This is a genomic window from Streptomyces sp. FIT100 (assembly GCF_024584805.1).
Lineage (GTDB): Bacteria > Actinomycetota > Actinomycetes > Streptomycetales > Streptomycetaceae > Streptomyces.
The window spans coordinates 6,301,864-6,315,090 of the sequence record NZ_CP075715.1 but is presented as its reverse complement, the minus strand read 5'-3'; the positions used below and the strand labels follow the sequence as shown (position 1 = coordinate 6,315,090).

The following is a 13,227-nucleotide window of genomic DNA, read 5'->3' as shown; positions in this document are numbered from 1 at the left end:
TCTGGGTGGCTCACCCGGGATGACGTCGGCCGCACGGACCGATTTCCGCCCCCGAGGTCGTCCAGCGCTCCGTACGCCGTCGGACGCGATAGGTATAGTCCACTTGCGGCCAAGGGGGCAAGATCGAAAGCAAGTTTAGGTGTCAGTCTTTCCCGAGTTGAGACCTCCGGGGCATGAGATCACGTCCGGGCGGATTCTCCTGGATGAAAACTGATCGAAACGACTGAATCCGCCCCTGCCACCCCGTCAACACCCTTGACACCATGAGCCGCTTGGATCCCTACTGGAGCCTGCCTCTGACCTGACAACGTTGTCCCTGATCGCTTCGGCGGGAGGAAAGGCTCGGCATGCAGCCCAGACCCAACCCTCGGAACAGATACACCCGCACGGCCGCCCTGGTGGCGGCCGCTTCCCTGTTGGTGGTGACGGGACAATCGGCCGCCGTCGCGCATCCCGCCCAACCCGCGGCCCCGGCATCGGTGTTCTCCACCTCGTTCGAAGCGGACGAAGTCCAGCCCGATTGGCGCAACACCGTCGAAACGGGCCTTGACGGAGAAAAGCGATCATCCGGCGTCGACGGTGGTTTTGCCACCGGAATACCAGGAAATGTCACCGACAAGGTGATCGAACTGCGCGCCAGTTCCGAGTACGCGGGGGCGGGTGAGGTCAAGGAGAACCTGGTCGACCTCCAGCCGTCCACGAAGTGGCTGGCGTTCGAGAAGACGGCCTGGCTCGAATTCGACATGGACGCCCCGGTCAAGGTCGTCACCTACGCCCTGACGTCGGCGAACGACTTCGACATCCGCGACCCCAGGGACTGGACGCTCGAGGGCTCCTCCGACGGCACGGACTGGAAGACCCTCGACACCCGCGCGGGCGAGACCTTCGACAAGCGCTTCCAGACGAAGACGTACGGCATCGACGCCGCGAACGCCGCCGCGTACGCCCACTACCGGCTGGAGATCACCGCCAACAACGGTGCCGGTGACGCCACCCAGCTGGCCGATGTGCAGTTCTCCGACGGCGACACCGGTGCCCCGCCGCCGGACGACATGCGCAGCCAGGTCGACCGGGGACCTGCCGGCTCCCCCACCGCGAAGTCCAACGCCGGCTTCACCGGTACCCGCGCCCTGAAGTACGCGGGCACCCACAAACCGGACGGCCGCGCCTACTCGTACAACAAGGTCTTCGACGTCGACACGGCGGTGCGGGCCGACACGGAGCTCTCGTACCGGGTCTTCCCCTCGCTGCCCGAGACGGACCTGAACTACCCGGCCACGAACGTGGCCGTCGACCTCGCGTTCACCGACGGAACCTATCTGAGCGACCTCCGGGCGGAGGACTCGCACGGCGGCCTGTTGACGCCTCAGGGCCAGGGCGCCGCCAAGCGGCTCTACGTCAACCAGTGGAACCAGGTCGCCTCCCGGATCGGCTCGGTCGCGGCCGGGAAGACGGTGGACCGGATCCTCGTGGCGTACGACTCCCCCAAGGGCCCGGCCAAGTTCCAGGGCTGGATCGACGACGTCCGGATCGCCCCGAAGGCCCCGGAGAAGCGCCTCGCGCATCTGTCCGACTACGCGTCGACCGTGCGCGGCACCAACTCCAGCGGCTCGTTCTCGCGCGGCAACACCTTCCCCGCGACCGCCGTCCCACACGGCTTCAACTTCTGGACGCCGGTCACCAACGCGGGCTCCCTGAGCTGGCTCTACGAGTACGCGCGCGCCAACAACGCGGACAATCTGCCGACCGTGCAGGCGTTCAGCGCCAGCCATGAGCCGAGCCCCTGGATGGGCGACCGGCAGACCTTCCAGCTGATGCCGTCGGCCGCCGAGGGCACACCCGACACGGCGCGGACCGCCCGGGCGCTGCCCTTCCGCCACGAGAACGAGACGGCGCGCCCGCACTACTACGGGGTGACCTTCGAGAACGGGCTGAAGACGGAAATCGCCCCGGCGGACCACGCCGCGATCATGCGGTTCACGTATCCGGGCGAGAACGCCTCGGTGGTCTTCGACAACGTCACCGACCAGGCCGGGCTCACCCTCGACCCGGGCACCAGCTCCTTCACCGGCTACTCCGACGTCAAGAGCGGGCTGTCCACGGGCGCCACACGCCTGTTCGTGTACGGCGTCTTCGACGCGCCCGTCACCGACTCCGCCGCCGAGGGCGTCAAGGGCCATCTGCGCTTCGACGCGGGTGCGGACCGCGCCGTCACGCTGCGCATAGCGACGTCGCTGATCAGCGTCGACCAGGCGAAGAAGAACCTGGCCGACGAGATCCCGGAGTCGGCGCGCTTCGGCACGGTGCGGGACCGGGCGCAGGACGCGTGGGACGACGTCCTCGGCCGGGTCGAGGTCGAGGGCGCCACCCACGACCAGCTGGTGACCCTCTACTCCTCGCTCTACCGGCTGTACCTCTACCCGAACTCGGGCTTCGAGAAGGTCGACGGCAAGGACAGGTACGCGAGCCCGTTCTCCCCGCAGACCGGCCCCGACACCCCCACCCACACCGGCGCGAAGATCGTCGACGGCAGGGTGTACGTCAACAACGGCTTCTGGGACACCTATCGGACGACCTGGCCGGCGTACTCCTTCCTCACCCCGAAGAAGGCGGGCGAGCTCGTCGACGGCTTCGTCCAGCAGTACAAGGACGGCGGCTGGATCTCCCGCTGGTCGTCGCCCGGCTACGCCGACCTGATGACCGGCACCTCGTCCGACGTCGCCTTCGCCGACGCCTACGTCAAGGGCGTACGGGGCTTCGACGCCGAGGCCGCCTACGAGGCGGCGCTCAAGAACGCGACCGTCGCGCCGCCGAGCAAGGGCGTGGGCCGCAAGGGCATGGAGACCTCGCCGTTCCTCGGCTACGCCTCGACGGAGACCCACGAGGGCCTGTCCTGGTCGCTGGAGGGCTACCTCAACGACTACGGCCTGTCGAAGATGGCCGACGCCCTCCACGCCAAGACGAAGAAGGACCGCTACAAGGAGGAGTCGGCGTACTTCCTCAACCGGGCGCAGGGCTACGTCAAGCTCTTCGACTCCAAGGCCGGCTTCTTCCAGGGCCGGGACCTGAAGGGCGACTGGCGGGTCCCCTCGGACCAGTACGACCCCAGGATCTGGGGGTACGACTACACCGAGACCAACGGCTGGGGCTACGCCTTCACCGCGCCCCAGGACAGCCGGGGTCTGGCGAACCTGTACGGCGGCCGGGCGGACCTGGGCGAGAAGCTGGACACCTACTTCTCCACTCCGGAGACGGCGTCTCCCGAGTTCGTCGGCTCGTACGGCAGCGTCATCCACGAGATGACCGAGGCCCGGGACGTCCGGATGGGCATGTACGGCCACTCCAACCAGGTCGCCCACCATGTGACATACATGTACAACGCGGCCTCGCAGCCCTGGAAGACGCAGGAGAAGGTGCGCGAAGTGCTCTCCCGCCTCTACACGGGCAGTGAGATCGGGCAGGGCTACCACGGCGACGAGGACAACGGCGAGCAGTCCGCCTGGTTCCTCTTCTCGGCGCTCGGCTTCTACCCGCTGGTGATGGGAAGCGGGGAGTACGCGGTCGGTTCGCCGCTCTTCACCAAGGCGACGGTGCATCTGGAGAACGGCCGCACGCTGGTGGTCAAGGCGCCGAAGAACAGCACGCGCAACATCTACGTCCAGGGCCTGAAGGTCAACGGCAAGTCCTGGAACTCCACCGCACTGCCGCACTCGCTCCTCGCCCGCGGCGGCACGCTGGAGTTCGCCATGGGCTCCGAGCCGTCGTCGTGGGGCACCGGCAAGGACGCGGCGCCGGTCTCCGTCACCGAGGACGACAAGGTGCCGGCGCCCCGCCAGGACGTGATCAGCGGCGCCGGCGAGCTCTTCGACAACACCTCCGGCACGGAGGCGGCGCTGGCGGCGGCCGTCGAACTGCCCGTCGCGCCGGGCACCCGCGCGGTCCAGTACACGCTGACGTCCTCGACGAAGGACAAGGCCCCCGCGGGCTGGATCCTCCAGGGTTCACGGGACGGTGCGACCTGGACCGCCGTGGACAAGCGCTCGGGTGAGTCGTTCGCCTGGGACAAGCAGACCCGCGTCTTCACGGTCGCGCGGCCGGGCGCGTACGAGAAGTACCGGCTGGTCCCGGTCGGAGGTGCGCAGACGGCACTCGCGGAGATCGAACTGATCGCGTAGCGCCGCACCGGACGAACCGAGGGCCGCATTCCCCGGCGGGGGGGGGTGCGGCCCTCGGCGTGCGGGGGGGCGCTTGTGCCGGTGTCGTGCCGGTGTCATGCCGGTGTCGTGGGCCGCTTCAGGCTGTCGCCGCGAGGGCCCGTCGCCGTCGTCGCCGGACCTACCATGGCCTCATGGCCGTCGACCTCTTCGCAGGCATCCCCGTCAACGACTACGCAGCGGCGCTGGCCTGGTACGAACGACTGCTCGGTTCTCCCCCGGCGTTCTCCCCGAACGACAGGGAGGCCGTGTGGCAGCTCGCGGAGCATCGCTACCTGTACATCGAGCACCGGCCCGGGCACGGCGGCCACGCCCTGCACACCGTCTTCGTCGACGACCTCGACACACGTGTCGCCGGGATCACCGACCGGGGCCTCACGCCCTCGAATCGCGAGACCTACGCGAACGGCGTGCGCAAGGTGACGTACCACGACCCGGACGGAAACGAGATCGGGTTCGGCGGCGGTCCGATCTGACGCCGCAACACAAGCTGGACTGAATGCCGAGCTCAGCAGTAGTTTTCGGCCCTGTGAGCCACGATGACGTCCTTGCCCGGTCCTCGCCCCTGCCGTCGACCCGGCACGAGCCGCTCTTCGTACCGAAGGCGCTGACCACCGTGGTCGTGGCCGCGCTCGGGATCTGCGTACTGGCGAACGCCGCGTTGCTCGTCGCTCAGGTGCGCCTGCATCTCGCAACCGAGGGCTCGTACGCCGCGTTCGAGAGTGGGATGTGGGTCGGCAACCTCACCGGCCTGAGGCTGCTCGCCTTCCTGCTGACCGGAATCGTCTTCCTGCGCTGGCTCTGGCAGATGCGGGTCAACGCGGAGGCGCTGGCGCCCGGCGGACACCGGATGAAACGCGGCTGGACCACCGGCGCGTGGCTGATTCCGATCGTCTGCTTCTTCCTGCCCAAGCGGATCATCAATGACATCTGGGCCGCCAGCTCTCCACCCGACCGCCCGCGGCGCACCAGTGGGCTGCTGACGTCGTGGTGGCTGCTCTTCGTGGCGGCCCAGCTTGTCGCCTATCCCTCCCCCTCCCAGGGCCCGGGGTCGGCAGAGATGACCGGGGCCGCGCTGTATGTCGCCGCAGGAGCGCTGTGCATCGGCGTGGTGCGGCGGCTTGCGTCGATGCAGAGAGCGCGCCTCCGGGGTGGGAGCTGATACGGCCAGGCAGACGGTGGCGGGGGCCCCGCGGGCATGCGCCGGATCGGCCGGGTCGGCCGGCGGCACGCCATCGGCGCAGGGCGTACGCGCGCCCGGCCGCGGCTCACCCGAACGCGAGCGCCCGGTCGCCCGCCCAGGCCGCCCGGCATACGTTCCGAAGCGTGGAGCTGATCATCAAGCCCGGCGAGGCGCTCGTCGACGAGGTCCCGGAGCTCGTCGTCCAGGGGCTCGGGCCGCATGAGCAGGTGACGGTGCGGATCGATGTGACCGACGCCGCCGGGACGGCCTGGCGGTCCGTCAACCGCTATCGTGCGGACGCCGACGGCGTCGCCGGCACCGCGACATGCGCACCGCTCGCGGGCTCGTACACGGGTGTGGATCCGTCGGGGCCGTGGTGGTCGATGACGTGCGTGCGGCGCGACCGGCCGCCGGTCGCCTTCTCGGCCCCGGACTCCCAGCTGACGTGGACCGTGCGCTGCGCCGCCGATCCGGCCCGCCAGGTGCGGCGGACGGTGCTGCGCCGCTGGAGGGCCCGGCGGATCGCGCGGACGGAGACGTACGAGGAGGGCCTGCGGGTCGTCGAGTTCGCGCCGCCCGCGCTGCGTTCCGGGTCCCGGCCGGTGGTGGTGCTGGTGCCCGGCTCGACCGGTGTCGAGGCGGTCACCCCGGCCGCCGCGCTGTTGGCGTCCCGCTGCGGCTTCACCACGGTGGTGCTCGGATACGCGGGCGGCGACGGGCAGCCCCGGACGCTGAAGGACGTCCCGCTGGAGCCTTTCGTACGGGTCGTCGGCGCGCTGGCGCAGGAGCGGCGCGTCGGCGTCGTCGCGTACTCGGCGGGGACGGGCGGGGCACTGGCGGCGCTCGCCCACGCGCGGGTCCCGGTCCGGGCGGTGGTGGCTCTCTCGCCGACGCATGTCGTGTGGCAGGCGCTCGACTCGGGCGGCCTGCCGCCGAAGACCTCGGCGTGGACGTACGGCGGCGCCGCGCTGCCCTGTGTGCCGGTACGGGGCGGCCTGCTGCTGCCTCAGGTGGCGGGGCGCGCCCTGCTGCGGCGGCTGCCCGGCGGCCACACCCGTTCCGCGGCGCTGCGGCTGAGGTCCGCGTACGCCGCCGGGCTGAGGGACGCCGGCGCCGTGCGGAACGCGCTCATCCCGGTGGAGCGGATCGAGGCACCGCTGATGGCCGTGGCGGGCGGTGCGGACGCCGTGTGGCCGGCCGGGGCCATGGCCCGCGCGCTCGTCGGCCGGCGCCGGACGCTGCCCGTGGACGACGTACTCCTGATCCATCCGGGCGCCGGCCACTTCCTGCGCCCGCCGTTGATCCCGACCACGACCGAGGGCACCCGCGCCCTGGTCGGGGGCGGCACGCCGCAGGCCAACGCCCTTGCGCAGCGCGAGACCTGGGAGGCGATGACGCGCTTCCTGGAGCGCCATCTCCACCGCGGGGAGCCGGAGACCGCTGCGTCGGGCACCCGGCCGGGGGCCGAGAGCCGGGCCACCAGCGCGCAGACCGCCCGACCGGCTGCCGAGCCGGAGGCCGTCTGACCGCGAGCGGCGCGGGCTGCGGAGCACGGCGCGGGCTGGGGCACGCGCGGGCTGGGGCACGGCGCGTGCTGCGGCGCGGGCTGGGGCACGGGCTGGGGCACGGCGTGGTCGGGGCGATCCGGATGCCGTTACGCGCCGATGACGCGTCCGTCGCAGGCGCGCTGCGGCTGAGCATCGCCGGACGCGCGATGGCCGCGCCCCCGAGGGGACGCGGCCATCGATGGTGCGTGCCGGTGCGTGCTTACTTGCGGATCAGGCTCCGCAGCACGTACTGCATGATGCCGCCGTTGCGGTAGTAGTCCGCCTCGCCGGGGGTGTCGATACGGACGACCGCGTCGAACTCCACACCGCCGTCGGTGGTGACCTTGACCGTGCGCGGCGTGGTGCCCTCGTTCAGCTCGGTGACGCCGGCGATGGAGAAGGTCTCCTCGCCGGTCAGACCGAGGGACTCGGCCGAGGCGCCCTCGGGGAACTGGAGCGGCAGGACGCCCATGCCGATGAGGTTCGAGCGGTGGATGCGCTCGTACGACTCGGCGATGACGGCCTTGACGCCGAGCAGCGCGGTGCCCTTGGCGGCCCAGTCGCGGGACGAGCCGGAGCCGTACTCCTTGCCGGCCAGGACGACCAGCGGGATGCCCTGCTCGATGTAGTTGCGCGAGGCGTCGTAGATGAACGAGACCGGTGCGTCCGCCTGCGTGAAGTCGCGGGTGAAGCCGCCCTCGGTGCCCGGCGCGATCTGGTTGCGCAGGCGGATGTTGGCGAACGTGCCGCGGATCATGACCTCGTGGTTGCCTCGGCGCGAGCCGTAGGAGTTGAAGTCGCGGCGCTCCACACCGTGCTCGGTGAGGTACTTGCCGGCCGGGGTGTCGGCCTTGATCGCACCGGCCGGGGAGATGTGGTCGGTGGTGACCGAGTCGCCCAGCTTGGCCAGCACCCGGGCACCGGCGATGTCGGTGACCGGGGTGGTCTCCATCGTCATGCCCTCGAAGTACGGGGGCTTGCGGACGTAGGTCGACTGCGGGTCCCACTCGAAGGTGTTGCCGGTCGGGATCGGCAGCGCCTGCCACTGGGCGTCGCCCGCGAAGACGTCCTGGTAGGACTTGTTGAACATGTCCTCGCCGATGGCGTTGGCGACGACGTCGTTGACCTCGGCCTCGGAGGGCCAGATGTCCTTCAGGAAGACCGGCTTGCCGTCCTGGTCGGTGCCGAGCGCCTCGCGGGTGATGTCCACCTTCATGGAGCCCGCGAGGGCGTACGCGACGACCAGCGGCGGGGACGCCAGGTAGTTCATCTTGACGTCGGGGTTGATCCGGCCCTCGAAGTTGCGGTTGCCGGAGAGCACCGAGGTCACGGCCAGGTCGTGCTCGTTGACGGCCTTGGAGACCTCCTCCGGCAGCGGGCCGGAGTTGCCGATGCAGGTGGTGCAGCCGTAGCCGACGAGGTTGAAGCCGACCTTGTCGAGGTAGGGGGTCAGGCCCGCCTTGTCGAAGTAGTCGGTGACGACCTTGGAGCCCGGGGCGAGGGTGGTCTTGACCCACGGCTTGCGGGTCAGGCCCTTCTCGACGGCCTTCTTGGCCACCAGCGCCGCGGCGACCATGACGTACGGGTTCGAGGTGTTGGTGCAGGAGGTGATCGCGGCGACGGTGACGGCGCCGTGGTCGATCTCGTACGACGTGCCGTCGGGGGCCGTGACGGTGGTCGGGCGGGTCGGCACGCCGTTGGACGCGGCCGGGGCGTCGGAGGCCGGGAAGGACTCCTTGCCCGCCTCGTCGTCGTCCTCGACGTAGTTGCGCACGTCCTGGGTGAACTGCTGGGCGGCGTTGGCGAGCACGATGCGGTCCTGCGGGCGCTTCGGGCCGGCGATGGAGGGGACGACCGTGGAGAGGTCGAGCTCCAGCTTCTCGGAGAAGTCGGGCTCGGCGGCCGGGTCGAGCCAGAGGCCCTGCTCCTTGGCGTACGCCTCGACGAGCGCGACCTGCTGCCCGCTGCGGCCGGTGAGCTTGAGGTAGTTCAGGGTCTCGTCGTCGATCGGGAAGATCGCGGCGGTGGAGCCGAACTCCGGCGACATGTTGCCGATGGTGGCGCGGTTGGCGAGCGAGGTGGCGGCGACGCCCTCGCCGTAGAACTCGACGAACTTGCCGACGACGCCGTGCTTGCGCAGCATCTCGGTGATCGTGAGCACCAGGTCGGTGGCGGTGGTGCCGGGCTGCAGCTCACCGGTGAGCTTGAAGCCGACGACGCGCGGGATGAGCATCGAGACCGGCTGGCCGAGCATCGCGGCCTCGGCCTCGATGCCGCCGACGCCCCAGCCGAGCACGCCCAGGCCGTTGACCATGGTGGTGTGCGAGTCGGTGCCGACGAGGGTGTCCGGGTACGCCTGGCCGCCCCGGACCATGACCGTGCGCGCCAGGTGCTCGATGTTCACCTGGTGGACGATGCCGGTGCCGGGCGGGACGACCTTGAACTCGTCGAAGGCGGTCTGGCCCCAGCGCAGGAACTGGTAGCGCTCCTTGTTGCGGCCGTACTCCAGCTCCACGTTCTGCGCGAAGGAGTCCGGGGTGCCGAACTTGTCCGCGATGACGGAGTGGTCGATGACCAGCTCGGCGGGGGCCAGCGGGTTGATCTTGGCCGGGTCGCCGCCGAGCTCCTTGACGGCCTCGCGCATCGTGGCGAGGTCCACGACACAGGGCACGCCGGTGAAGTCCTGCATGATCACGCGGGCCGGCGTGAACTGGATCTCCTGGTTGGGCTGCGCCTGGGAGTCCCAGCCGCCGAGGGCCCGGATGTGGTCGGCGGTGATGTTCGCGCCGTCCTCGGTGCGGAGCAGGTTCTCCAGCAGGACCTTGAGGCTGTAAGGGAGGCGCGCGGCGCCCTCGACCTTGTCCAGCCGGAAGATCTCGTACGACTCGTCGCCCACGCGCAGCGTGGCGCGGGCGTCGAAGCTGTTCGCCGACACGACAGTCTCCTTCATCAATGTGCGCGTACTGACCGCATCCTGCCGCCCGCGCCTTTCCCGGGATCCGCTAAGGTAAGGCTTAGTTAGGTCACCCTTAGTGGAGGGTGCGGCGGAAGGCGGTGCGGTTCGCCTTCTAGCAGATATCTCGATGTCGAGATAACTCTAGTACATGACCGCCGTTCGGTCATGCCCGGACGCCCCTCCCCGCACAAGCCCCCCCCCCCCGCGCCACCACTGTCCGGTTTGCCCTAGTTGGCCTAATGATGGACCATCAACACAGAGGTATCACCCGGATGGTTCACCCCAGTGGACTCCTCATCTCATATCTGAGATAGCCTGCCGCTATGGCAGACGACTACCTCGTACGCATCGGCAAGCTCATCCGTGACGCCCGTCAGCATCGCGGCTGGACACAGACGCAGCTGGCCGAGGCACTCAGCACCAGTCAGAGCGCCGTCAACCGGATCGAGCGCGGGAATCAGAACATCAGCCTTGAGATGATCGCCCGCATCGGCGAGGCGCTGGACAGCGAGATCGTGTCGCTCGGCTATGCCGGCCCGATGCATCTGCGCGTGGTCGGCGGACGCCGACTCTCCGGCTCCATCGACGTCAAGACGAGCAAGAACGCCTGTGTCGCTCTGCTCTGCGGATCCCTCCTCAACAAGGGCCGCACGGTCCTGCGCCGGGTCGCCCGTATCGAAGAGGTCTACCGGCTCCTTGAGGTCCTCAACTCCATCGGCGTCCGTACCCGCTGGATCAACGACGGCATCGACCTGGAGATCGTCCCGCCCGCCACGCTCGACATGGACGCCATCGACGCGGACGCGGCGCGCCGCACCCGCTCGATCATCATGTTCCTCGGCCCGCTGCTGCACCGGATGGACCGCTTCCGGATCCCCTACGCCGGCGGCTGCGACCTCGGGACGCGGACGGTCGAGCCGCACATGATCGCCCTGCGCCGCTTCGGCCTCGACATCACCGCCACCGAGGGGCTCTACCACGCGGTCGTCGAGCGCTCCACCACGCCCAAGCGCCCGATCGTGCTCACCGAGCGCGGCGACACGGTGACCGAGAACGCGCTGCTCGCCGCCGCACGCCACGACGGCACCACCGTCATCCGCAACGCCTCCTCCAACTACATGGTCCAGGACCTGTGCTTCTTCCTGGAGGCGCTGGGCGTACGCGTCGAGGGCATCGGCACCACCACCCTGACCGTGCACGGCGTGGCCACCATCGACGTGGACGTCGACTACGCCCCCTCCGAGGACCCGGTCGAGGCGATGAGCCTGCTCGCTGCGGCCGTCGTCACCGAGTCCCAGCTGACCATCCGCCGGGTGCCGATCGAGTTCCTGGAGATCGAGCTGGCGGTCCTGGAGGAGATGGGCCTGGACCACGACCGCTCGGCCGAGTACCCGGCGGACAACGGACGGACCCGGCTGATCGACCTGACCGTGCGCCCCTCCAAGCTGGAGGCGCCGATCGACAAGATCCACCCGATGCCGTTCCCCGGCCTCAACATCGACAACGTCCCCTTCTTCGCGGCGATCGCGGCCGTCGCCCAGGGCCAGACCCTCATCCACGACTGGGTCTACGACAACCGCGCGATCTACCTGACCGACCTCAACCGCCTCGGCGGCCGCCTCCAGCTCCTCGACCCGCACCGCGTCCTCGTCGAGGGCCCCACCCGCTGGCGCGCCGCCGAGATGATGTGCCCGCCCGCGCTGCGGCCCGCCGTGGTCGTCCTGCTGGCGATGATGGCGGCCGAGGGCACGTCGGTGCTGCGCAACGTGTACGTCATCAACCGCGGCTACGAGGACCTGGCGGAGCGGCTGAACTCGGTGGGCGCGCAGATCGAGATCTTCCGCGACATTTGATGCGCGAATGCCACCGCACCCCGTCTGACCTGCTGTTTAGCGGGTCAGGATGGGGTGCGGCGGCATCTCTGGGACTTCTCTGGGACTTTGGGCCTACGGCGGGTTACGAGCCACGCTCCACAGGCTCTGCCGACCGGTCTCAGCTACGCGAAGATCGCGTCGATGGCGGCGCTGCCTCGTGCGCCGGCGCGGGGCAGGAAGTGGGAGTACTTCCTCAGCGTGAACCCGGGGTCGGAGTGCCCCAGCCAGCGTGCCAGGGAGACGATCGATTCGCCAGCCTCCAGTTCCTCGGAGGCGTAGAAGTGGCGCAGGGCGTGGAAGCCGTGTTCCCGGGACGGTTCCCACACACGGGCACCGTCAGTATCGCCCTCCTCCAGCGGTGCGATCACGCCCGCCGTGGCCAAAGCGGGCTTCCACACGTAGGAGTTGAAGTAGTTCCGGTTGATGGCCTTCCGTTCGCGTCCCGTCACCAGGAGGTTGTAGGTCCTCGGACGCCGGTGCTTGGCTTCCACCGGTGTCTCGGCAGGAGTCGGGTCGTCCCAGGGCAGCGTGACCGGCACCGGCGTGAACTGCTCCGTGTGCTGCCGGATGGCCCGGGCCACGCTGGACGGCAGTGGCACGTCGCGGACCTTGCGGCGCTTGGGGAGCGCGAAACACAGCTTCGCCCGCACCATTTTGACCTGCCGCCGAACGTGGACAACTTCCTTCGCGAAGTCGATGTCTTCCAGGGCGAGTCCGAGCGCCTCCCCTTGCCGGAGCCCAAGGCCCGCGCCGATCACAAGGAGGAGCCGGTAGCGCTCGGGCAGTACCTCCCGTACCGCCAGCACTCGTTCGGGCGGCCATGCCTCGACCCTGCCGGGGGTGGCGGCCGGAGGGCCGACCGTGCTGGACCGACATGGATTGCGTCCAAGGCGGCGGTCCTCGACGGCGGCCTGGAAAACGCTCCCCTACAGCATCGCCTACTGGCTCGACCAGAACCGCGCTTCCCGGTGAATGCGGAGGACCGGGCAGGAGCTCCACACCTCGGGATCGAACCGGCACAGTACCGATGCCTCTGCCTGCCGCAGAGCGCGCGACGCCCGCGGCGAGGGCTGCGGCCGAGGTACATGGCGGCCGGGGCATCAACGGGTGAGGCAGTGCGCCGTGCGCCCGTCTGCCCGTGCCCGTTTGAGTGGGGACAGGCAGACGGGCGTCCGGCTCAGGCGGGGGTGATGTTCTCCGCCTGGGGGCCCTTCTGGCCCTGGGTGACGTCGAAGGTCACCTTCTGGCCTTCCTGCAGCTCACGGAAGCCGCTGCTGGCGATGTTGGAGTAGTGGGCGAAGACGTCGGGGCCTCCGCCGTCCTGCTGGATGAAGCCGAAGCCCTTCTCCGAGTTGAACCACTTCACGGTTCCGGTGGCCATGCACGTCCTCCAAAGGACTCAAGGTTCGGTCCCCGCACCGTGCGGGGACCGGAGGTGATCGCCGGGTCCTCA

Annotated in this window: 8 protein-coding genes; 5 read left to right on the top strand and 3 right to left on the bottom strand. The window is 69.6% G+C overall.

Annotated features, from left to right (window positions below; translation table 11 throughout):
• Positions 1–347: 347 nt before the first annotated feature.
• The 4 genes from KK483_RS28380 (at position 348) to KK483_RS28365 (ending at position 6,923) form a co-directional block, all read left to right on the top strand.
• A complete protein-coding gene (locus KK483_RS28380; protein WP_262008054.1) occupies positions 348–4,175 on the top strand; it encodes a GH92 family glycosyl hydrolase in 3,828 nt (1,275 codons plus the stop codon).
• A gap of 173 nt (positions 4,176–4,348) precedes the next feature.
• Entirely contained in the window at positions 4,349–4,690 is a 342-nt protein-coding gene (locus KK483_RS28375; protein WP_262008053.1) for a VOC family protein, read from the top strand.
• Positions 4,691–4,743: 53 nt separating this feature from the next.
• Entirely contained in the window at positions 4,744–5,376 is a 633-nt protein-coding gene (locus KK483_RS28370) for a DUF4328 domain-containing protein (RefSeq protein WP_262008052.1), read from the top strand.
• A gap of 164 nt (positions 5,377–5,540) precedes the next feature.
• Positions 5,541–6,923 carry an acyl-CoA thioester hydrolase/BAAT C-terminal domain-containing protein gene (locus tag KK483_RS28365; protein WP_262008051.1) on the top strand — a complete coding sequence of 461 codons (1,383 nt, stop codon included), beginning with the start codon at positions 5,541–5,543 and terminating at the stop codon, positions 6,921–6,923.
• 241 nt (positions 6,924–7,164) lie between these two features.
• Here the strand turns inward: KK483_RS28365 and acnA are convergent, their stop codons facing one another.
• A complete protein-coding gene (gene acnA / locus KK483_RS28360) occupies positions 7,165–9,879 on the bottom strand; it encodes an aconitate hydratase AcnA (RefSeq protein ID WP_313879487.1) in 2,715 nt (904 codons plus the stop codon).
• Positions 9,880–10,223: 344 nt separating this feature from the next.
• Here acnA and KK483_RS28355 point away from each other — a divergent pair, with 344 nt between their 5' ends.
• Positions 10,224–11,753, top strand: a complete 1,530-nt coding sequence (locus KK483_RS28355; RefSeq protein ID WP_262008049.1) for a UDP-N-acetylglucosamine 1-carboxyvinyltransferase — start codon at positions 10,224–10,226, stop codon at positions 11,751–11,753.
• Between the two features lie 143 nt (positions 11,754–11,896).
• Here the strand turns inward: KK483_RS28355 and KK483_RS28350 are convergent, their stop codons facing one another.
• The gene (locus KK483_RS28350) at positions 11,897–12,580 is read right to left on the bottom strand and encodes a site-specific integrase (protein ID WP_262008048.1); all 684 of its coding nucleotides are present in this window, start codon (positions 12,578–12,580) and stop codon (positions 11,897–11,899) included.
• Between the two features lie 371 nt (positions 12,581–12,951).
• On the bottom strand, positions 12,952–13,155 hold the full coding sequence (locus tag KK483_RS28345; RefSeq protein WP_262008047.1) for a cold-shock protein: 204 nt from the start codon (positions 13,153–13,155) through the stop codon (positions 12,952–12,954).
• Positions 13,156–13,227: the final 72 nt, after the last annotated feature.